This window comes from Nocardia sp. NPDC051030, from assembly GCF_040683015.1.
Classification (GTDB): Bacteria; Actinomycetota; Actinomycetes; order Mycobacteriales; family Mycobacteriaceae; genus Nocardia.
In genome coordinates this window covers 399,088-420,247 of record NZ_JBFBCD010000003.1, presented here as the reverse complement: position 1 = coordinate 420,247, position 21,160 = coordinate 399,088, and the positions used below count along the sequence as shown (strand labels likewise).

The following is a 21,160-nucleotide window of genomic DNA, read 5'->3' as shown; positions in this document are numbered from 1 at the left end:
AGGAATTATGTCGAAAGTCGATCAAATCGTCGCGGGCCTAGGCGGTCTCGACAACATTGTCGAGGTAGAAGGCTGTATCACGCGCCTGCGCTGTGAGGTGAAGGACGCAGGACTGGTCAAGGAAGGGGACTTGAAGGCCGCCGGTGCGCACGGCGTCCTCAAGGCCGGCAATGCGGTGCAGGTTGTCGTCGGGCCGACCGCCGACGCCCTCGCCGAAGACATCAACGATCTCCTCTGAAGCCCATGAGCACCGAGATTCTCGCACCCCTCGATGGCCGCGCCATGCCCCTGTCCGAGGTGCCCGACCCGGTCTTCGCCGGCGAAATGGTGGGCTCCGGCGTCGCCATCGAGCCCGCGGACACCGATGAGCAAATCACCGTGGTCGCCCCCATCGCGGGTGCCATCGTGAAGCTGCACCCACACGCCGCGATCATCCTGTCCGATGACGGGGTGGGCGTGCTGCTGCACATCGGCATCGATACCGTCGGCAAGCCGGACCTGTTCCAGGTCAAGGCCGTCGAAGGTCAGAAGGTGAATGCCGGTGACGCACTGGTCACCTTCTCCCCCAACGCCATTCGCCGACTGGGGCTCAGCGCCGCGGTGCCGGTGGTCGTCATGGACACCGCGCCGGGGTCGGCGCAACATCCGGTGACCGGAGCGGTCACCACGGGCGCGGTCCTCTACTCGATCTGACGCCCGATCAGCCGCAGCCCGTTCGATGAACAGGGCTGCGGCTCAATGATTTCGGCCGCGGCTCAGCGAATCCGGCCGCGGCTCACAGATTCTGGCCGCTGTCGGCCGATACCGTCATATAGACCTGGTATCGGTCGGCGCGGTACCAGGACTGGCAGTGCTCCACGCAACGATCCCGCGAATAGGACTGGCGGTCGAAAGCCAGTAGCGGAGAACCGGTATCGGTGCCCAGCCAGCCCGCACCCCGCTCATCGGCGGCGACGGCGCGCACGGTCTGATCGGCGCGGTCGATGGGGCAGGCGTATTTTCCGGCCAGCAGGCCGTAGAGGGACTGGGTCAGGTCTTGATCCAGCAGGCCGGGAAGCAGATCGGCCCGATACCAGCCATCATCGATGGAGATCGGCAAACCATCGGCCAATCGCAGGCGGACCAGGTGATAGGCCTTATCGTTCGCGGACAGACCCAGCGCGGCAGTGGACGCGGGCGGCGGCACGGCGTGATCGGTGTGCAGCACCACGGTGCTCGGCGTGCGGCCCAGGCGGCGCATATCGTCGCTGAACGAGGCCATGTGCAGGCGTGAGCGCGCCACCCGCTCGGCCACGAAGGTCCCCTTGCCGGGGATTCGGGTGATGACGCCCTCGGATTCGAGCTGGCCCAGCACCTCTCGCACCGTCATGCGGCTGACTCGGTAGTCATCGCACAACTGGCGTTCGCTGGGCAGCATCTCACCCGGGCGTAGCTGCGCGCACAGGGTGGACAGCGCGGAACGCAGCTGGGCCTGTTTCGTCACACGCGCCGACACATCGTCCTCTGGTTGTATTGGCCCCCGCGTGCCGCGGGATCATGGCGGCCTACTTTTCGTTGCGCGCCTTGGGGAATCGCTTCTGACCCGCGACCCAACCGGCCATCTTGGCCCAGTGGCCCTTGCGCGGGGTGACCTTGTTGACCAGCTCGCGATTCCACTCGTCGGCCTCGGTCAGACCGTCGACGGTCTCGACCAGGGACTTGGCCGACTCCAGATCACCGACAACGCGATCGCCGAGAACGCCGTCCTCGCCGACCAGGGTGACGCGGACGCCGAGGCGGCCGATGGGCTGCAACACCGCGGTGGCCGAACCACCGTGCTCGGCCACGAATCCCTTGACGGAATCCACGACGGACGGCGACAGCTTGACGGGTGCCGGGGCAGCGGTAGCGCTCATGCGGAGCAGTTTACCCACGCGTAATTCAGAGTCCATGAGCCGCCGCGTACCTCACAGCACGGCGGGTGTAGAAACGGAGTCATGCGCGCCATCCAGGTTTCCGAGCACGGCGGTCCCGAGGTCCTGCGATCGGCCGAGGTGCCGGACCCGCGGATCGAGGCCGGGCAGTTATTGGTGGAGACCGAGGCCATCGGCGTGAACTTCATCGACACCTACATTCGGACCGGGCGATATCCGCAGGCCGTGCCCTACATTCCGGGCGCGGAGGGCACCGGCGTGGTGACCGCGGTCGCCGCGGATGTGAGCGAGTTCAAGGTCGGCGATCGAGTGGCTTGGGCCGCGGCGCCGGGCAGTTACGCCGAGAAGGTCGCGGTGCGCGCCGCCGTGGCGATTCCGGTGCCCGCCGGAGTGGACGCGCCGGTGGCGGCTTCCGCACTGCTGCAGGGCATGACGGCGCATTACCTGATCGAATCCATCTACAAGCCGGAGCCCGGCGAAGCGGTGCTCGTGCATGCCGGTGCGGGCGGAGTCGGGCTGATTCTCACCCAGCTGCTCGCCGCGCGTGGCGTGCGGGTGATCACCACCGTGTCCTCCGAGGACAAGGAGAAGCTCTCGCGCGCGGCGGGCGCCACCGAGGTGCTCCGCTACGAAGACGACATCCCTTCGCGCGTAAAGGAACTCACCGACGGAGTGGGCGCCGCGGCCGCCTACGACGGCGTCGGCGCGGCCACCTTCGAGGCCAGTCTCGCCTCGCTGCGGGTACGCGGCATGCTCGCACTCTTCGGCGCGGCCAGCGGTCCCGTACCGCCCTTCGACTTGCAGCGCCTCAACTCGGCAGGCTCCCTGTTCGTCACCCGACCGACCCTGGTCCACTACACCCGCGACCGCGCCGAATTGCTGTGGCGCGCAGGCGACATCCTGAACGCCATCGCCGACGGCACCCTCAACCTGCGCATCGGCGCAACCTACCCCCTGTCCCAGGCCGAGCAGGCACACCGAGACCTGGAGGCCCGCAAGACAACCGGCTCCATCGTCCTACTCCCCTGACCATCACCCCCGCGCGGGCGCGGTTCACCCCGCAAGCCCAATAGCGTGGTGCAGCTGTGCAATTCGGTCGCGCCGTTCATTCTCATCTCGCGACGACGCCCCCTCCTCCCGGGTAGAGCGAGCACACCGAGGGAGCTGTGGTGGCGGGAATTCGGGCGTTGGCGCGCCACCACAGCTCCCTCGGCTGGTTATCGGCGGTGCGGAGCCAAGCGCGTCCGCATCGGCTGAGTCCGGCGCGGCATCACCATTCGAGCCGCGGGCAGCCTCGGCGGTCCGCGCGGACACGCCCGAGTGCTGGAGCGGTGCGAAGGTTGTGTCTTCAAGGGGCAATGGGTATGCGGGGCGGCGGGTGGGAACTACCGTCGGTGGCGTGGCCAACTCATTGTCGGATCGGGCGTTCGAGCTTCTGCGCATCCATGGGCCGCTTCTCGTGGAGGAGTGGGCGGAGCTGCTTGTCAGCCAGGGGCTCGATCGGGAGCAGGCTTGGGATCTGCTGGAGGGGTGCGCGAATCCGGCGTTGGGGATGCTGCCGGATGGGCGGAGCATTGCGCTGGACGAGCTGATCGAGGGACGAGTGCTGACGCATCGGTTGAGTGCGACCGAGATCGCTTCGGGGGCGATCGCGGTAGGCACGGATCTGGGGGCGATGCTGTTCACGGATGCGGAGACCATCGAGGGATTGGGTGGGGCGCGGGCCGGGTTCGCTGATCCGGAAGCGGAGATCGTCGACAGTCTCGGGCTGGACAATGACATCGACGAAGTCCTGATCATGGAGCCCAGCGCATTGGCGGAGTTCCCGCCCGGGACGCTCATCGGGGTGGAGATCGTGGCGGGTGCGCCGCGCCTGCGGGTGGTCGGCGAGACGGTGGTGGTACCCGATCTGGCCGCTGGGCTGACAGCGCACGTGCCCGCCGATTCCGCGTTGGAGGTGGACGAGCTCGTTTGGGGGTTGATGTTCGCCGATCCGGCGTTATTCACCGCGGCGGCGCCGCCGGTCAGTGAGCTGCTGTCGGCCGCGGGGTTCACCGTGCGCGGAATCCATGTCGCGCGTGCGGGTTTCGACTGGGACGCCTTCGATGCCGAGACGGCCATGCATCTCATAACCGAGCGGTATGAGCTCGATGGTGAGCAGGCCCGCGCGGTCTGGACCTTCGGGCTGCTGGTCCGGGTGCTCGGCAATATGCCGCCGGGGCGACGCGAAGATTTTCTCTCCGAGTCGAATCCGACGGTGCTGTCCGCACTCGCCAAGCCCGAGGCCGCGACGGCGGCCTTCGAAGAGGCCAGCGCGGACCCGGATTTCGACGCCACGGCGGCCTTGGCGGCCGCGAAGTATCTGCTGCGCAACAATCCACGGGCGCTGACCGCCGCGGCGCACTGGCTGGCAGGCAAGGCCGCCGAGCAGGCCGATCTGCTGTCCGATGCCGAACGGCATTTGGAGGATGCCACCACCGCCGATCCGCTGTGGGAGCCCGCCACCATGGATTTGGCCCGCTACGCCATTGATCGCGGCGACCTGTCCCGGGCAATCTCCCTCCTGGATCGCACCGAGGAGGGGCCGCTTACGCAGGCCTACGCGCTCATCCGCGCCGCCATGCCGGATGAGCATCCCGATCTGGGCCGCAATGACCGGTGCTGGTGCGGATCGGGCCGCAAATACAAGAACTGCCACCTCGGCAAGACCGATCTGTCGATCCTCGACCGAGCCCAACTGCTCTATCTCAAGGCGGTCACGCATTGTGATCAGCTCGACTTGTGGCCGATCCGTGCGGATCTCGCCGCATGGCGTGCCGGGCCTGACGCCACCGATGCGGAGTTGGTTGCGGCACTGGATGATCCACTGGTCATGGATGTGATGCTGTTCGAATGCGGCGGCTTCGACGACTTCCTGGAGCGGCGCGGTGAGCTACTTCCGGAAGCGGATCTACTGCTCGCCCAGGGCTGGCAGCGCGCACCACGATCGGTATTCGCCATCGAGGCGATCGGTTCGGGCGACACCGTCGTACTACGCGACCTCCGCTCCGGGGAACGGCACGAAGTCCCCGCCGCCGCAGCGGGTTCGGTGCAATTGGGCGCATCCTATTGCGCGCACCTGGTCCCGGTCGGTGAGCACATGCTCTTCACCGGCCCGCTGGAGCCGGTCTCACCGGCGAAGAGCGATCAGCTGGTGGAGCTACTCGATTCCGATACCGACGGCGGCGAGATCATCGAATTCCTCAGCACCGCGGAGTGACTCAGCGCGGCAGACCATCCGCCCGTCAGTCGATGTCGCGGCCGGTGAGGCCACGGTAGATGAAGCGGGTGAGGCCCGTGACGGCTTCCTGGTCGGTGAGTTCGACTGTGCCTTCCTCGACGGCCCGTAATAGCGCGCTGGTCACCAGGAACGTCATGGCCAGGCTGGCGTCGCGGGTGCTGGGCAGCTTCAGCCCGGCGGCGGGGAAGCCGTCGAGGTGGTCTGCGATGCTCTCGCGCTGTTCGGCACCGAATCGTGCGGCGATGTGGGCGAATTCCTCGTTCACGAGGGCTGCCTGCTCGACGGCGCGCATGACCGAGGAATTGCGGCGTGCGAAGGTCCAGTAGCTCTCGATGTGGAATCGCACGGCGTCCGGGTGGGTGAAGTCGGGGTTGTGCGCGGGGTCCTCGGTGTCCGTGTCGCTTTCGTCGGCAAGGTCTTTCAGTAGCGACTGAAGGAGTTCTTCCTTGCTCGCGAAGTGGTTGTAGAAGGAGCCGGCGGCGCGTCCGGCGGCCGCGGTGATGTCGGTGATCTTGGTGTTCAGGTAGCCACGCTCGGCGAACAAGGTCCGCGCGGCGGCCTTGAGGGCCTGCTCGGTCTCTGCCGACTTCTCCTGGCGACGTCCGGCCAATTTCCACTACCTCCTTGACAGCGGACGGTACCACTCAGAATACTGAATCCATCTTCACTGAATCTTGATTCATATTTGGGAGTTGTCATGAAACCGCAGGTACTGATTGCCGGAGCCGGTCCCACCGGGCTCACCCTGGGCATCGATCTGGCTCGGCGTGGCGTCGCCGTGCGCATTGTCGACAAGGCCGAGAAGTTCTTCGACGGATCCCGGGGTGACGGCATCCAGCCGCGCACCCTCGAGGTTTTCGGCGACCTCGGCGTGCTCGACGCGGTCCTCGACGCCGGGACGCCGCAAGCGCTCATGCGCGTGTATCTGGGCGGGGAGTTCGTCATGCATCGGCGCATGACCGAGTGGCGGGAGCCGACTCCTGATGTCCCCCACCCCAATCCCTGGGTGCTCGGGCAGTCCGATACCGAGCGGATCCTGCGGGATCGACTGGCAGAGTTCGGGGTGCGGGTCGAACTGTCCACGGCGCTGGTCGATTTCAACGCGGACGAGCAGGGCGTAACCGCCACGCTGTCGCACGTCGGCACCCTAGAGACCGTACGAGCGGACTATCTGGTCGGCGCGGACGGCGGCCGCAGCACGGTCCGCAAGGCGCTCGGCATCGCCTTCGAAGGCACCACCGACGAATCGATCCGCATGCTGCTGGGCGATGTGCGCGTCGACTCGCTCGACCACACCCACGGCTACTGGTTCGCCGAACCCGACGCCCCCATGGATGGTTTCGCCATGACGCCCCTCCCCCACGACCGGAAATTCCAGTTTATGGCACCCCTCGCGGAGGACTCCGGGACCGATCTCGCGAGCCTGCAAGCCATCGTCAATACACGGTCCCAACGCACCGACATCGTCCTCAGCGACCTCACCTGGTCAACAGTCTGGCGGCCCAATATCCGCCTGGCCGAACATTTCCGGGCCGGTCGCGTCTTCCTGGCCGGTGACGCCGCACACGTCCATCCCCCGACCGGCGGCCAGGGCATGAACACCGGCGTCCAGGACGCCTACAACCTCGGCTGGAAACTCGAAGCCGCACTACGCAACCCGAACCCCGACACCGAATCCCTGCTTGACACCTACGAAACCGAACGCCGCACCGTCGCCGCCCGCGTCCTGGGCCTCAGTTCCGATCTGCTCGACAAGACCGTCCAGGGTGACGCAGACGCCATGAATCGCGAAGGCACCCAACAACTCGACATCAGCTACCGAAACCTGCTCCTACACAACCCGAGCGACCCGTCACATGACGGACGGCTACACGCCGGTGATCGCGCACCCGATGCGCCACTCTCCACCGCCGACGGCGCGACCACCCTCTTCGACCTGTTCCGCGGCCCCCACGCCACCCTGCTCGTCTTCGGCGACGCGCCCACTCCCGAAATCACCGGGCCATCCGTTTCCACGCGGATCGTTTCGGTACTGATACCCGACAACCACTCCACCGCACCGATATCGGGCACGCTCGACCACGACATCGTGATCGACATCGAAGGTCATGCCTTCCACGCCTACGGCGTCACCGATTCCGGACACGCTCTCGTCCGTCCCGACGGCTATGTCGGAGCGTTGGCTGTCGATATCGCCACTCATCCGAGCCGATAGGCTCGCAGGGAAAGCAGGTGGGCAGATGTTCGACAACGCGGCGTGGACTCTGCTCGGCGCGGTGGTCGGCAACTGCCGACGCTGACGGTCGCCGCCGATGCCGAGTGGCGGAGTCGGCCGGTGACCGTGCCGCGATCACGGGCGGAAGGTCGTAAGGTTGCCTCTGCGCGCTGACGGGCCGGACCATGCAGAATGATCTTGCTGCCGCGCAAGACGATTCACCGCGACCGGGCCGGGCGACGCCGTAAGGTGGTCGCGGTGCCTGGTCGGGCGGCTGGCAAGTAGAAGCATTCGGTCAGAGGGTGGTCCAGGAATGTTGGTGAAGGTCCGCAACGACGACCCGTCGCGGCTGTCGAGCACCGAACGCACCGTCGTGAACTGGCTCAAGTCGTGGAGCGGGCCGCATGCGGTGCCCGGGATCGCGGTGGTGCAGTGCCAGGATGCCGACGTCGTGGTGTGGACGCCGCAGACCTGTGTGGTGGTGGCGGTGCACGGGTTCACCGAGCGGGTGAACGGGACCCTCGCCTGCGCTCAGGATGAGCCGTGGACCGTCGATGGGCGGCCTGCGCCGATCGATGGGGATGTCAATCCGCTCGAGCGGGTGCGCCAGCAGACCGTCGAATTGGCGCAGCAGCTTCGGTCCGCGCCCGGGCGGGAACGGGTGCCGGTCAGCGGACTGGTGCTGCTGGTTCCGCAGCTGGGCAGCCGGGTCAAGCTGGAGAAGGGTGCGCTGCCGCCGGGGATCGACGTGCTCATTGGTGACGGGCCGTCCTCGCTGCGCTCCTACTTCACCTCGCTGGCCGAAGGAGCCGAACCCGCGTGGGATGCCGCGCAGGTCGGGCAGGCGCTCGGTGCGCTCGGATTCGCCGCCGCCGCAAGCTATTCCGACCTCATCTCCGAGGGCTTTCCGCCGCCCGAGTCGGGGCGCGACTCGCCGCCGCCCCTCTCGGCCGCGCCCACCGTGGTCGTTCCTTCGGTTCCGGTGCCGTCCGATGCTTCTTCCGCGCCTGCCGGTGCGACCGCTTCGACGGGAGTGGGCGGCACCGAAACCGGAGGCGCGGGCAGCCCCGGCACGCCGGGGCGCGATACTCCGGCCGCACAACAGGTTCCATCCGGGGGACGTCCCTCCCGGCTCGGCATGGCGGCCGCTGGAGCCTCCGCCGCGGCGGCTGCCGCCGCGGCATACCGTGCGGTCACCGGGGGTTCCGAACCACCGCAGCAACCAGCCCAGCCCCCGGCATCGCGCACACAGCAACCCGGTCCGGGGCAGTACGGTCCGGGGCAAGGCAGCCCAGCGCAATCCGGTCAAGGACAAGGCGGGCCAGGGCAATCCGGTCAAGGACAAGGCGGGCCAGGGCAATCCGGTCAAGGACAAGGCGGTCCGGGTCCGGGGCAGAGCGGTCCGGGCCAGGGCGGTCAGCAACCCGCCGCCTTTGCCCAAGGCCAGCGACCGCCCATGTCACCCCCAGGTCCGCAACCAATGCAGGGTGGCGCGCCCCGCCCGTCCGGCCCCACCCCCGAATCCAGCCCTCAGGCCGCCTATTCCGCCGCCCCCACCCAACCGGCCGCTCCTGGCTTCCCCGTCTGGCCCGATCAACAGCCCGGCACGCAGATCCCCAAGAGGAAGCGCCCACGCCGAGACCTCAGCATTCTCGGTGGCCTGGTACTGATCCTCGTGCTGCTCCTGGTCGCAGTCATGTGCGCAGGTCGCAGTGGCGAAAACACCAACGACAACCAGCACCCCGCAACCCAAACCACCAAGGTCCGCCCAACTCCGACCACCTCAACCCCAATGTTCCCCCTGACCACCCCGGCCCCCGCCTGTTTCCCCCTGGCCCCCTGCCCCGGCTGAGCCGCAGCTTTGCCACCTGCAGCGGTTAGGCGATAGCTTCTCTGCGAGCGTGGCTGTCCGGCTCTCGCGCAACAGCTTCCATGGGGGAGCACGAGTGGCCTTATCCGTCACATCGTGAATTACGAAAGACCGCAGCGAATGTGCTTCAAGGCAAGGCTTTTCGGGGGGATCGGCCTTGTGTCGGTCATGGCGGTCGCGGTCGGTGGCTGTGCGTCACCGACGGAGGTTACGACGGCCTCACCGACAACCCTCCCCACCACCACCGACCCGGCGACCAACCGGATGTTCGACGATCTCGGTGTCGGCCCTTATCGCAGCCGCGGAGGCGTGCAGGTCGGCTACGGACCGCGAAGCGTCGCAATCGATTCCGGCCTGCACAAGGCCTATGTCGCCACGGAGGACCCCAGCCTTCCTCCCTACCCCGTCACCGTGACCGTCCTCGATACCCGCACCCAGACGGTCACGGCCTCCATCCCTGTCGACGGCGTATTCGTGCACGGTCCCCAGTCGATCGCCGTCGACCCGGCCACGCACCTGGTGTACCTCATCGACGCGGGCCCGAGCGGGGATCTGTCGGTCATCGACCCGATGACCAATACGGTGACCGCACGAATCCGCACCGCCGACGCCTTCCACCACAGTGCCGTCGCAGTCGATTCCGAGCATCACACCGTCTACGTGGCCGCCGACTACCTCCAGACCATCACTGCGATCGACACCCGCAGCAACACGGTCGTGGCCACGATCCCCGTCCATGGCAAGCCCGCAGCGCTGGCGGTCGACCCCGGCAACCATCACCTGTGGGTTGCCACCGAGCGCAACGTGTCGGAGTTCGACCCGGCAAGCTTCGCATTGAACGCCATGGTCCCGCTGATCGGAGATCCGAGCGGCCTGGCCATCGACCCCGAGACACACACGGCCTACATCACCGACCTGTTCGGGAAATCGGCTGTGACGTTCATCGACACCACGACCTACACAGTGGGCAGCATTTCGCTGGGACGGGAAGCTTCGTACGCGGCGGCGGTCGATCCCGCCACACACACGGTGTTCCTCACCTCCGGTGGGTTCGGCAGCATCACGATGATCGACACGAGAACCCGCAAGGTCACGGCCTCACGCCTCACTGTGAAGGAGCCCAGCGGCGGCAGCTGGACCGGGGGAATTGCCGTGGACACCACAACCCACGAGGTTTATGTAGAGAACGGCGAGTCCTCCCGGACCATCGAAATCCTCACACCCATATAGCGGAGACCCTCGCGCAGGCCGTTCAGCGCACGTGCATGCGGCCCACCAATATTGGGGCCTTGAGGACCGGAGGGCGACTCAGTAGCGTCTAGCTCCCTGGTCGGGATGGGAGAGTTATGAAACCCAACGTGTGGTTGGCCTCTCAGAAGCGCGGCTTCGAGATCGCCTGGGCCGCTATGGACAAGCGCGATCCCAAGGCCATGGGCACGCTCGGGGACCTCTATCTGCGGCGGGGCAAGACCGGCAAGGCCGAGGAGTGGTATCGGCAATCCGCTGAAGGTGGCTATCCGCCCGGAATGTTCAACCTAGCTTTGCTGCTCGCGAAACGCGGTGACGCGGGCGGAAGCGAGGAGTGGTACCGGAAGGCGGCGGAGGCGGGCCAGCCGGAGGGTGCGCTCAATCTTGCTGTACTGCTTCAGGATCGCGGCGACCTCGAAGAGTCCGAGCCATGGTTCCGGCAGGCCGCGGAGTCCGGGCTCGCGAATGCCGCTGTCGGCGTCGCCAACGCGCTCAGCGCCCGCGACGGCGATGCCGAGGAGACACTCCTCTGGAAGCGGCGAGCCGCCGAAACCGGCGACACCGCCTCTGTCTACAACCTGGGCCTGATGCTCAGTGGGCGCGGCGAACTTCAGGAAGCCGAGCCTTGGTATCGCAAGGCCGCCGAACAAGGCTCTGTCCCGGCGGCACTCAATTTGGGAACCCTGCTCCATGAACGGGGTGAGAGCGAGGAGGCCCGCGAGTGGTGGTTGCGCGCCGCAGCGGGCGGCGACGCCACGGCAATGTCCAATCTGGCGGTGAACCGGCCCGACGACGAGGCGGAATCGTGGTACCGCAGGGCAATCGAGGCTGGGAACATCGAAGCGCTGAACAGTCTCGGTGTGCTGCACCGCAAGCGCGGCGACAATGCCGAAGCCGAGTCCCTCTACCGGGCGGCAGCGGCGGAGGGCAGCCTCTTCGGCATGGCCAACTTGGCAGCGATCTGCGACGATCGGGGTGACACCGAGGAAGCCGAACAGTTGTACCGCAAGGCAATCGAGGCCGGGAACATCGAAGCCCTGAACAGTCTCGGTGCGCTGCACCGCAAGCGCGGCGACAATGCCGAAGCCGAGTCCCTCTACCGGGCGGCAGCGGCGGCGGGCAGCCTCTTCGGCATGACCAACTTGGCAGCGATCTGCGACGATCGGGGTGACACCGAGGAAGCCGAACAGTTGTACCGCCGTGCCGCCGAAGGCGGCCATCTCACCGCCATGTACGGCTTGGGCGAGCTGTTGACCAAGCGAGGCGACTGCGCAGAAGCCGAACAATGGCAGCTCGAAGCCGCGATGAACGGGCACCCGCCATCGATGAACGCCTACGCCCAACTCCGCGCCGACCACGGCGACCTCGCCGAGGCGGAAACCTGGTGGCGCAACGGCGCGGAGGCCGGAAACGAGTTCGCCATCTGCAAACTCGCGACACTGCTCGGCGAACAAGGCCGAGACGACGCCGCCGAATGGCACGCACGCGCCGTAGCGCTCGGCCACGAGCCGGGCTAGTCCTCCACCATGAACAGCGGCCAGCTCGGCCCCGCCCTCTGCCTGCACCTCACCCGCTGAATGCGAAACCGCCGCTGGGCCATTCGGCTCGGCGGCGGTTTCGGGGGGATCGGGGTGAGATTACCAGCCGAAGAGGGTGCTGCCCAAGGTGTTCCAGCCGAGGACCGAGTCGACGGCGAGGCCACAGAAGACTACGGCGAGGTAGTTGTTGGACTGGAGGAAGAGGCGGAGGGGCTTGACGGATTCGCCTCGGCGGACGCCGGAGTAGAGCTGGTGGGCCATGAGGAGGAACCAGGCGCCTGCCACGAGAACTGTGGCGGCGTAGATGACACCGGCTGCGGGGGCCAGGGCGAAGGTGGCGAGGACTGTGAGCCAGGTGTAGATGACGATTTGTTTGGTTACTACCTGCTCGGTGGCTACTACCGGGAGCATGGGGACGCCCGCGGCCTTGTAGTCCTCCTTGTAGCGCATGGCGAGGGCCCATGTGTGGGGCGGGGTCCAGAAGAAGATGACCAGGAACAGGACGACGGCGGGCCAGGCGATATTGCCGGTGACGGCGGACCAGCCGACCAGTGCGGGCATGCAGCCGGCGGCGCCGCCCCAGACCACGTTCTGGGAGGTGCGGCGCTTGAGGCCGAGGGTGTAGACGAAGACGTAGAAGAGGATGGTCGCCACGACCAGTACGCCGCTGAGCAGGTTGGCCTGCCACCACAGCCAGGCGAAGGAGGCCAGGCCGAGGGCGATGCCGAAGATGGCGGCATTGCGGGTGGGCACGGCCTCGCGCGCGAGCGGACGCTTGGAGGTCCGCTTCATGACCTTGTCGATATCGGCGTCGGCGACACAGTTGAGCGTGTTCGCGCTCGCCGCACCCATCCAACCGCCGAACAGCGTGGCGAGAATGAGGCCGAGGTCGGCGTGGCCGCGGTCGGCCAGCAGCATGGTCGGAATGGTGGCGACGAGCAAGAGCTCGATCACGCGCGGCTTGGTGAGCGCGATGTAGGCGAGCACCCGCCTGACTCCGGTGGATAGCGGTCCACTGCCCGTGATGCGGTCGGCCAGCACCGTCCCGGAGGAGCCGTGAGCGCCACCCGGCTGTTGCCCAATCCGCACTGTTTCTCCTCGCACGCCGTGCATTTCTGATCCTGGTCTGGACTTGCAGCGCGCTCTGCCGTGCCCTTCGCACAGACCGGCGGCGCAGCCACTACTACAGAGCATGGTAGACCCACGGACACCGTGCTCCCGCCCAGGTCCACCCATGGCGCGCAGGAAGACCCGGCGATTGTGTGCGGCAACACTCGCCCGCGATGTGCGGCGGCATCGATCCCCGGGCGCGGTGAGACCGGTTCGCGACTCGCCCGCGCAGGCATCACGAACAGGTCGCGCGCCCGTACGACATCCGACACGAGCCCCGGTGAAGACGGGTTCCCGCATCCCGCCGAATCGCCCACCTTTAGGGTGGTGGGTAGACCGGTGCGCCTGCGGTTCTCTTGCAAGACCTTCGGTGTCTTCTGCAAGACCTTTGGGGGCACCTCGCGTCACACCCCGCCAGCCAAGCCGCCGACAACCCAAGCCGTTGACGAGAAGGTCAGGAGAACCTCGGTCGTGTCAGTCACAGACGACATCCGCGCCCTCACTCAGCCGAACTACCCAGCCGATTGGTCGGATCTGGACACCAGAGCCGTGAACACCGGTCGGGTGCTCGCCGCGGATGCGGTGCAGAACGCCGGAAACGGACATCCTGGTACCGCGATGAGCCTGTCGCCCTTGGCGTACACGCTGTTTCAGCGCGCCATGCGGCACGACCCGGCCGATCCGGAATGGGTGGGCCGCGACCGGTTCGTCCTGTCCTGCGGTCACTCGAGCCTGACCCTGTACATCCAGCTGTACCTGGCCGGTTTCGGCCTGGAGCTGGGCGATCTGGAGAACCTGCGCAAGTGGGGTTCGCTCACCCCGGGTCACCCGGAGTACCGGCACACCGCCGGCGTCGAGATCACCACCGGCCCGCTGGGTCAGGGCCTGGCCTCGGCGGTCGGCATGGCGATGGCGTCGCGACGCGAGCGTGGCCTGTGGGATCCGGAAGCGGCTCCGGGTCAGAGCCCGTTCGACCACTTCATCTACGTGATCGCCTCCGACGGTGACATCGAGGAGGGCGTGACCTCCGAGGCGTCCTCGCTCGCGGGCACCCAGCAGCTGGGCAACCTGGTCGTCTTCTACGACGACAACCGCATCTCCATCGAGGACGACACCCGCATCGCCCTCACCGAGGACACCGCCGCGCGCTACCGCGCCTACGGCTGGCATGTGCAGACGGTCGAGGGCGGCGAGGACGTCGTCGCTATCGAGGCCGCGATCGAGGCCGCCAAGGCGGTGACCGACAAGCCGTCGATCATCGTGCTGCGCACCATCATCGCGTACCCGGCCCCGTCCAAGATGAACACCGGCGCTGCGCACGGTTCCGCGCTGGGCAAGGACGAGGTCGCCGGGGTCAAGAAGATCCTCGGCTTCGATCCCGAGAAGAGCTTCGACGTCGCCGACGACGTCATCAAGCACACCCGTCAGGCGCTGGCCCGTGGCGCGGAGGCGCACAAGGCGTGGGACGAGCAGTTCGCCGCCTGGACCGCCGCCCACCCGGAGAACAAGGCGCTCTTCGATCGCATGCAGGAGCGTCGCCTGCCCGAGGGCTGGGCCGAGGCCCTGCCGACCTGGGCCGCCGACCCCAAGGGCATGGCCACCCGCAAGGCGTCGGGCGCGGTGCTCGCCGCCCTGGGCCCGGTGCTGCCGGAACTGTGGGGCGGCTCGGCCGACCTCGCGGAGTCCAACAACACCACCATCCCGGGCGCGCTGAGCTTCGGCCCGGAATCCATCTCGACCGGTGCGTGGAAGGCCAACCCGTTCGGCCGCACCCTGCACTTCGGTGTGCGTGAGCACGCCATGGGCGCGATCCTGAACGGCATTGCGCTGCACGGCCCGACGCGTCCGTACGGCGGCACCTTCCTGGTGTTCTCCGATTACATGCGCCCGTCGGTGCGTCTGGGCGCGCTCATGCGCACCCCGGTCACCTACGTGTGGACCCACGACTCCATCGGCCTCGGCGAGGACGGCCCGACCCACCAGCCGATCGAGCACCTCGCCGCGCTCCGCGCCATCCCGGGCCTCAATGTCATCCGCCCGGGTGACGCCAATGAGACCTCCTACGCCTGGCGCGCCATCCTGGAACGCGATTCCGCCGAACGGCATTCGCACTTCCTGGTGTCCGAGGCCCCGCATCAGGACGGCCCGTCCGCGCTGGCCCTGACCCGCCAGGATCTGCCGATCCAAGAGGGCTCCAGCTACGAGGGCGTCGCCAAGGGCGGTTACGTCCTGGCCGAATCCTCCACCGCCACACCGCAGGTGATCCTGATCGCCACCGGTTCGGAGCTTCAGCTCGCGGTCAATGCGCGCGCTACGCTCGAGGAACAGGGCATCGGCGCCCGCGTGGTGTCCATGCCGTGCGTGGAGTGGTTCGACGCACAGGATCAGTCCTACCGCGATCAGGTGCTGCCGCCGTCGGTCAAGGCGCGGGTCGTGGTGGAGGCCGGGATCGCGATGCCGTGGTACCGGTTCGTCGGCGATGCCGGTGAGATCGTCTCGATCGAGCATTTCGGTGCCTCGGCCGACTTCAAGACGCTGTTCCGCGAATTCGGCATCACCGCTGAGGCCGTCGTCGAGGCGGCCACCCGCTCGCTCGACAAGGTGAAGGGATAAGCATCATGACCCAGAACACCAACCTGGCGGCGCTCAGCGCCGCCGGGGTCTCGGTGTGGCTCGACGATCTGTCGCGCGGTCGCATCAAGTCCGGCAACTTGCAGGACCTGATCGACACCCGCAGCGTCGTCGGTGTCACCACCAACCCGACCATTTTCCAAGGCGCACTGGCCAAGGGCCACGAATACGACGAGCAGGTCCGCGAGCTCGCGGCCCGCGGCGCCGACGTGGATTCCGCGATCCGCACCATCACCACCGATGACGTGCGCGCGGCCTGCGACCTGTTCGCCGACGTGTTCGCCGCCTCCAAGGGCGTCGACGGCCGCGTCTCCATCGAGGTCGACCCGCGCCTGGCCTTCGACACCGACGGCACGGTCGCGCAGGCGATCGAGCTGTGGAAGATCGTGGACCGGCCCAACCTGCTGATCAAGATTCCGGCCACCGAGGCCGGTCTCCCGGCCATCACCCGGACCATCGCCGAGGGCATCAGCGTGAACGTGACGCTGATCTTCTCGGTGCAGCGGCACATCGCGGTCATGGGCGCCTACCTGGACGGGCTGCGCAATGCGCAGGTCGCCGGGCACGATCTGGCCAAGATCCATTCCGTCGCTTCGTTCTTCGTGTCCCGCGTGGACAGCGAGATCGACAAGCGCCTAGAGGCCATCGGCACCGATGCGGCGCTGGCACTGCGCGGCAAGGCCGGAATCGCCAACGCGCGCTTGGCCTACGCGGCCTACCAGGACGTATTCGACGGCGGTGCGCACACTTCGGTGTTCGCGGGGCTCAAGGCATCCGGTGGCGCGAACCTGCAGCGTCCGCTGTGGGCCTCGACCGGTGTGAAGAACCCGGACTACCCGGACACCATGTACGTCACCGAGCTGGTCGCCCCGAATACGGTGAACACGCTGCCGGAGAAGACCCTCGAGGCCGCCGCCGATCACGCCGAGATCACCGGCGACACCATGTCGGGCACCGCCGCGGCGGCGCAGGAGATCTTCGACCAGCTCACCGCGGTCGGCATCGATCTGGCCGACGTGTTCCAGGTGCTCGAGACCGAGGGCGTCGACAAGTTCGTGACCTCCTGGCAGGAACTGCTCGAGGCCACCGCCCAGACGCTCGAGGGCGCGGGAGGGAACTGACGGTGGCAACCGGCGCGGCGACGACGGTCACGATGAGGAACCCGCTCCGCGATGGGCGGGACAGCCGGGTTCCTCGTATCGCTGGACCGTGCAGCATGGTGATATTCGGAGTAACCGGTGACCTGTCGCGGCGCAAACTGCTGCCGGCCATCTACGATCTGGCGAACCGGGGGTTGCTGCCCCCCGGGTTCGCCCTGATCGGTTTCGCGCGGCGCGGGATGACCGACGAGCAGTTCGCCGAGATCGTGCACGATTCGGTGACCTCCTCGGCGCGCACGCCGTTCCGTGAGGAGGTGTGGCAGCAGCTCAAGGACGGATTGCGTTTCGTTCAAGGCACTTTCGAGGACGATGACGGCTTCCACCGGCTCGCCACCACCCTCAAGGATCTGGACCGCGACCGCGGCACCGGCGGCAATCACGCCTTCTACCTGGCGATTCCGCCGACCGAGTTCCCGGTGGTGCTGGATCAGCTCTCCAAGAACGGTCTGGCACAGCCGAATTCCTCGGCCGGGCAGCCCAAGCCGTGGCGGCGCGTGGTCATCGAGAAGCCGTTCGGACACGATCTCCAGAGCGCCCAGGAACTCAATGCCCTGGTGAATGGCGTGTTCCCGGAGCAGTCGGTATTCCGCATCGACCACTATTTGGGCAAGGAGACGGTGCAGAACATTCTGGCGCTGCGCTTCGCGAACCAGCTGTGGGATCCGATCTGGAATGCCAACTACGTCGACCACGTGCAGATCACCATGGCCGAGGACATCGGATTGGGTGGTCGCGCAGGCTATTACGACGGCATCGGCGCGGCCCGCGACGTCATCCAGAACCATCTGCTGCAGCTGCTGGCGCTGACGGCGATGGAAGAACCGGTCAGCTTCCAGCCCAAGCAGCTCCAGATCGAGAAGATCAAGGTGCTCTCGGCGACCAAACTTGTTGCACCCCTGGATGAGACCACCGCGCGCGGCCAGTACACCGCCGGGTGGCAGGGCAGCGAACCGGTCGTCGGGCTGGCGCAGGAGGAGGGCTTCGACCCGAATTCGCGCACCGAGACCTATGCCGCCATCACCCTGGCCGTGGAGACGCGGCGCTGGGCGGGTGTGCCGTTCTATCTGCGCACCGGAAAACGCCTGGGCCGCCGCGTCACCGAGATCGCGGTCGTGTTCAAGCGCGCCCCGCATCTGCCGTTCGACCAGACCATGACCGAGGAGCTCGGTCAGAACGCGCTGGTTGTCCGCGTACAGCCGGATGAGGGCATCACCATGCGATTCGGGTCCAAGGTGCCCGGGTCCAGCATGGAAGTGCGTGATGTGAATATGGATTTCAGCTACGGCGAGGCCTTCACCGAGGACTCCCCCGAGGCGTACGAACGGCTCATCCTCGATGTGCTGCTCGGCGTCCCGTCCCTGTTCCCGGTCAACGAGGAGGTCGAATTGTCCTGGCGCATCCTCGATCCCGCGCTCGAACACTGGGCGGCGACCGGTAAACCCGACCCGTATGAGGCCGGTATGTGGGGTCCGGAATCCGCCGACGAGATGCTCGCGCGCAGCGGGCGGGAATGGCGGCGACCGTGATCATCGACATGCCCGATACCGATACCCGCGAGGTATCGAAACGCCTTGTGCAGCTTCGGGAAAGCAATGGCGTGGTCACCATGGGGCGGGTGCTCACCCTGGTGGTGTGCACCCTGGACAGCTCCGAGGCCGAGGACGCCATCGACGCCGCCAATGACGCCAGCCGGGAACACCCCTGCCGTGTGATAGTGCTGGCTCGCGGCGACCGGACCGTCCCGACGCGCCTGGATGCGCAGATCCGCGTCGGCGGCGATGCCGGGGCGGCCGAGGTGATAGTGCTTCGGCTGCAAGGCGATCTGGTGGCGCACGAGAGCAGTGTGGTGATTCCCTTCCTGCTGCCGGACACCCCCGTGGTGGCCTGGTGGCCGCGTGGGGCCCCGGACTTCCCGTCCAAGGATTCGGTGGGGCGCTTGGCGACTCGCCGCATCACCGATGCGACCTTCGCCTCGGACCCGCAGGCGACCATCAAGAAGCGCCGTAACTCCTACGCCACCGGTGACACCGATCTGGCGTGGAGCCGCATCACGTACTGGCGTGCCCTGCTCGCCGCCGCGCTCGATGAGGCCCCGTTCGAAGCCGTTGACTCCGTGACGGTTTCGGGTCTGCGCGACGAACCCGCACTGGACATGCTGGCGGGATGGCTGGCCGCCCGCCTCGACTGCCCCGTGGTGCGCCGCACCGGTGAGCTCAAGGTGGAGATGCACCGCTCCTCGGTGTCAATCTCGATCGCCCGCCCGCAGCACGGCCGGACCGCCACGCTGACCCGCACCGGTGAGCCCGATCAGCGATTCGCCCTGGCCCGCCGCGAGACTCGCGACTGCCTGGCCGAGGAACTGCGCCACCTCGATGCCGACGATATCTACGCCGAGGCCCTCACCGGAATCGAAAGGGTGACCTATGAGTAAGCCCTCCGTCGAAACCTTCGCCACCACAGACGATCTCGTCGCCGCCGCGGCCGCCCGCTTCGTCGCCCAGGTGGTCGAGGCGCAGCGCCTGCGCGGCTCCGCCTCGGTGGTCCTGACCGGCGGCGGCACCGGCATCGCCCTGCTCGAACTGGTCCGCAAGGCCCCCGGCGATATCGACTGGTCCAACCTCGACATCTTCTGGGGCGATGAGCGTTTCGTCCCCACCGGCGACCCGGAGCGCAATGAGCTCCAGGCCCGTCAGGCCCTGCTCGACCACGTCCCGGTCGACCCCGCCCGGGTACACCCGACCGAGACGTCGAGTGGCGACTACCCGGACCCGCTCGAGGCCGCAGGCGAGTACTCCGCCGCCGTCCACGCCTACCTGGCCGAACACGGCTCCTTCGACCTGCACCTGCTCGGCATGGGCGGCGAAGGCCACATCAACTCCCTGTTCCCGCACACGGACGCCACCCGTGAGGAACACGAACTCGTTGTGGCGGAAACACATTCGCCCAAGCCCCCGGCCGTCCGCATCACCCTGACGCTCCCGGCCATCCGCCGCTCGCGCCACGTCATGCTCATCGTCTCGGGCGAGGCCAAGGCGGCCGCGGTGGCCGCGGCCCTCAATGGCGCATCCCCCCTGGATATCCCGGCGGCCGGTGCCATCGGCACCGAGTCCACCACCTGGCTGCTCGACGAAACAGCCGCCACCGATCTCCCCCGCTGAGTCGGGTCGTAGGGCACGCCCTGACTTCGCACACCTTCTGGGTCCTTGCTCATCCAATCGGACGAGCAAGGACCCAGAAGCGTCTGTGGGGTCGGCCAGACATCCACTCGGAGTACAAAGGATGAGGGATAGCCTTCTTCTTCGGCAGGCCTAGGAGGCCGCGTGAGTGAGCAGCAGCAGGGTGTTCCGACCTTCCACGTCGATCAGGTGCATACGGCCGATCACGGGTTCATCACCCAGGTCCTGGATATGCAGGCCGCCTTACCGGGCGTGGTGCGGATGCGCCGATGGGCCCTGGATGCGCTGGCGGTACAACCGGGTGAGAGCGCGCTGGACATCGGGTCGGGGACCGGGTCCGAGGTGGTTGCCTTCGCGGAGCTGGTCGGCGTGACCGGGCGGGCCATGGGTGTGGACCCCAATCCCACGATGCTCGCGATCGCGCGGGAGCGGGCCGCGGGGACGTCGGCGGAGTTCGTCGAAGGCACCTCGTATGCGCTGCCGCTGGGCGATGCCGTGATCGACGTGGCCCGATGCGAACGGGTCTACCAGCACCTGGATGATCCGGAGAAGGCGACCACCGAACTCGCCCGGGTGCTGAAGCCGGGCGGGCGCGTGGTGTTGATCGACAGCGACTGGTCGACCTCGATCACTCATCCCGGCGACCCGGACATTGTCGCCATCCTCCAGCGGCAGATGGAATCGGCGAGCCCGAATCGCAACTCCGGCAGACGATTGCGCGGATTGCTGACCGAGGCCGGGTTCATTATCGACGACATCGGATCCGAAGCCGTCATCTGGAGCCCCGAGGCGATCATGCCGATGTTCACGATCTTCCTCGAAGGAAACGTGGAGGAGGGGGTGATCACCGAGGCCCAGCGTGACCAGATTGTCGGCGAGCTCGAGCATGGCATCGCGACCGGCGACTACCACTTCTCGGTGACCATGTTCGCCGTCGTGGCGCACAATCCCGCGAACTGACCTCAGTTGATGCGGATCCAGATTTGCTCGGAGCGGCCCAGCAGGCGGCCGTCCTGGCC

General features: G+C 67.2%; 18 protein-coding genes. 14 read left to right on the top strand and 4 right to left on the bottom strand.

From position 1 onward, the window contains the following. The first annotated feature begins 7 nt into the window (after positions 1 to 7). Entirely contained in the window at positions 8 to 238 is a 231-nt protein-coding gene (locus tag AB0N05_RS11080; RefSeq protein ID WP_364690805.1) for a PTS glucose/sucrose transporter subunit IIB, read from the top strand. Between the two features lie 5 nt (positions 239 to 243). Continuing rightward, complete coding sequence (locus AB0N05_RS11075; RefSeq protein ID WP_364690802.1) at positions 244 to 693, top strand: PTS glucose transporter subunit IIA; 450 nt, start codon at positions 244 to 246, stop codon at positions 691 to 693. Positions 694 to 775: 82 nt separating this feature from the next. Here AB0N05_RS11075 and AB0N05_RS11070 read toward each other — a convergent pair whose 3' ends face one another. Continuing rightward, positions 776 to 1,483, bottom strand: coding sequence for a GntR family transcriptional regulator (locus AB0N05_RS11070; protein ID WP_364690799.1), 708 nt, complete (start codon positions 1,481 to 1,483; stop codon positions 776 to 778). A gap of 61 nt (positions 1,484 to 1,544) precedes the next feature. Further along, a complete protein-coding gene (locus tag AB0N05_RS11065) occupies positions 1,545 to 1,895 on the bottom strand; it encodes a hypothetical protein (RefSeq protein ID WP_364690796.1) in 351 nt (116 codons plus the stop codon). Between the two features lie 81 nt (positions 1,896 to 1,976). Between AB0N05_RS11065 and AB0N05_RS11060 the strand changes: the two genes are divergently transcribed. Together AB0N05_RS11060 and AB0N05_RS11055 are read left to right on the top strand one after the other, a co-directional pair. After that, positions 1,977 to 2,942: a quinone oxidoreductase gene (locus tag AB0N05_RS11060; RefSeq protein ID WP_364690793.1), complete on the top strand. Its 966-nt coding sequence runs from the start codon at positions 1,977 to 1,979 to the stop codon at positions 2,940 to 2,942. Between the two features lie 370 nt (positions 2,943 to 3,312). Continuing rightward, positions 3,313 to 5,172 (top strand): SEC-C domain-containing protein, encoded by a 1,860-nt coding sequence (locus tag AB0N05_RS11055; RefSeq protein ID WP_364690790.1) that lies wholly within the window; start codon positions 3,313 to 3,315, stop codon positions 5,170 to 5,172. Between the two features lie 25 nt (positions 5,173 to 5,197). On the opposite strand, the gene AB0N05_RS11050 is transcribed toward AB0N05_RS11055, so the two are convergent. Next, on the bottom strand, positions 5,198 to 5,803 hold the full coding sequence (locus tag AB0N05_RS11050; protein ID WP_364690787.1) for a TetR/AcrR family transcriptional regulator: 606 nt from the start codon (positions 5,801 to 5,803) through the stop codon (positions 5,198 to 5,200). Between the two features lie 87 nt (positions 5,804 to 5,890). Between AB0N05_RS11050 and AB0N05_RS11045 the strand changes: the two genes are divergently transcribed. The 4 genes from AB0N05_RS11045 to AB0N05_RS11030 all read left to right on the top strand — a co-directional run bounded on the left by AB0N05_RS11045 (position 5,891) and on the right by AB0N05_RS11030 (position 12,043). Further along, on the top strand, positions 5,891 to 7,408 hold the full coding sequence (locus tag AB0N05_RS11045) for an FAD-dependent monooxygenase (RefSeq protein ID WP_364690784.1): 1,518 nt from the start codon (positions 5,891 to 5,893) through the stop codon (positions 7,406 to 7,408). Between the two features lie 313 nt (positions 7,409 to 7,721). Further along, complete coding sequence (locus AB0N05_RS11040) at positions 7,722 to 9,260, top strand: NERD domain-containing protein (protein WP_364690781.1); 1,539 nt, start codon at positions 7,722 to 7,724, stop codon at positions 9,258 to 9,260. A 177-nt stretch (positions 9,261 to 9,437) separates the two neighbouring features. Further along, complete coding sequence (locus AB0N05_RS11035) at positions 9,438 to 10,508, top strand: YncE family protein (protein ID WP_364690779.1); 1,071 nt, start codon at positions 9,438 to 9,440, stop codon at positions 10,506 to 10,508. A 116-nt stretch (positions 10,509 to 10,624) separates the two neighbouring features. Further along, positions 10,625 to 12,043, top strand: coding sequence for a tetratricopeptide repeat protein (locus AB0N05_RS11030; RefSeq protein ID WP_364690777.1), 1,419 nt, complete (start codon positions 10,625 to 10,627; stop codon positions 12,041 to 12,043). A gap of 120 nt (positions 12,044 to 12,163) precedes the next feature. On the opposite strand, the gene AB0N05_RS11025 is transcribed toward AB0N05_RS11030, so the two are convergent. Then, positions 12,164 to 13,153 carry a heme o synthase gene (locus tag AB0N05_RS11025; protein WP_364690774.1) on the bottom strand — a complete coding sequence of 330 codons (990 nt, stop codon included), beginning with the start codon at positions 13,151 to 13,153 and terminating at the stop codon, positions 12,164 to 12,166. A 492-nt stretch (positions 13,154 to 13,645) separates the two neighbouring features. On the opposite strand from AB0N05_RS11025, the gene tkt reads away from it, so the two are divergent. The 6 genes from tkt (at position 13,646) to AB0N05_RS10995 (ending at position 21,101) form a co-directional block, all read left to right on the top strand. Beyond that, positions 13,646 to 15,787: a transketolase gene (gene tkt / locus AB0N05_RS11020; RefSeq protein WP_364690771.1), complete on the top strand. Its 2,142-nt coding sequence runs from the start codon at positions 13,646 to 13,648 to the stop codon at positions 15,785 to 15,787. A 5-nt stretch (positions 15,788 to 15,792) separates the two neighbouring features. Beyond that, positions 15,793 to 16,926, top strand: coding sequence for a transaldolase (gene tal / locus AB0N05_RS11015; protein ID WP_364690768.1), 1,134 nt, complete (start codon positions 15,793 to 15,795; stop codon positions 16,924 to 16,926). A gap of 32 nt (positions 16,927 to 16,958) precedes the next feature. After that, positions 16,959 to 18,491 (top strand): glucose-6-phosphate dehydrogenase, encoded by a 1,533-nt coding sequence (gene zwf / locus AB0N05_RS11010; RefSeq protein ID WP_364690765.1) that lies wholly within the window; start codon positions 16,959 to 16,961, stop codon positions 18,489 to 18,491. Beyond that, a complete protein-coding gene (gene opcA / locus AB0N05_RS11005) occupies positions 18,488 to 19,396 on the top strand; it encodes a glucose-6-phosphate dehydrogenase assembly protein OpcA (RefSeq protein WP_364692286.1) in 909 nt (302 codons plus the stop codon). The genes zwf and opcA overlap by 4 nt, the downstream gene beginning before the upstream one ends. Beyond that, complete coding sequence (pgl, locus tag AB0N05_RS11000) at positions 19,389 to 20,123, top strand: 6-phosphogluconolactonase (RefSeq protein ID WP_364690762.1); 735 nt, start codon at positions 19,389 to 19,391, stop codon at positions 20,121 to 20,123. The genes opcA and pgl overlap by 8 nt, the downstream gene beginning before the upstream one ends. Before the next feature lie 162 nt (positions 20,124 to 20,285). Next, positions 20,286 to 21,101 carry a methyltransferase domain-containing protein gene (locus tag AB0N05_RS10995; RefSeq protein ID WP_364690759.1) on the top strand — a complete coding sequence of 272 codons (816 nt, stop codon included), beginning with the start codon at positions 20,286 to 20,288 and terminating at the stop codon, positions 21,099 to 21,101. Positions 21,102 to 21,160: the final 59 nt, after the last annotated feature.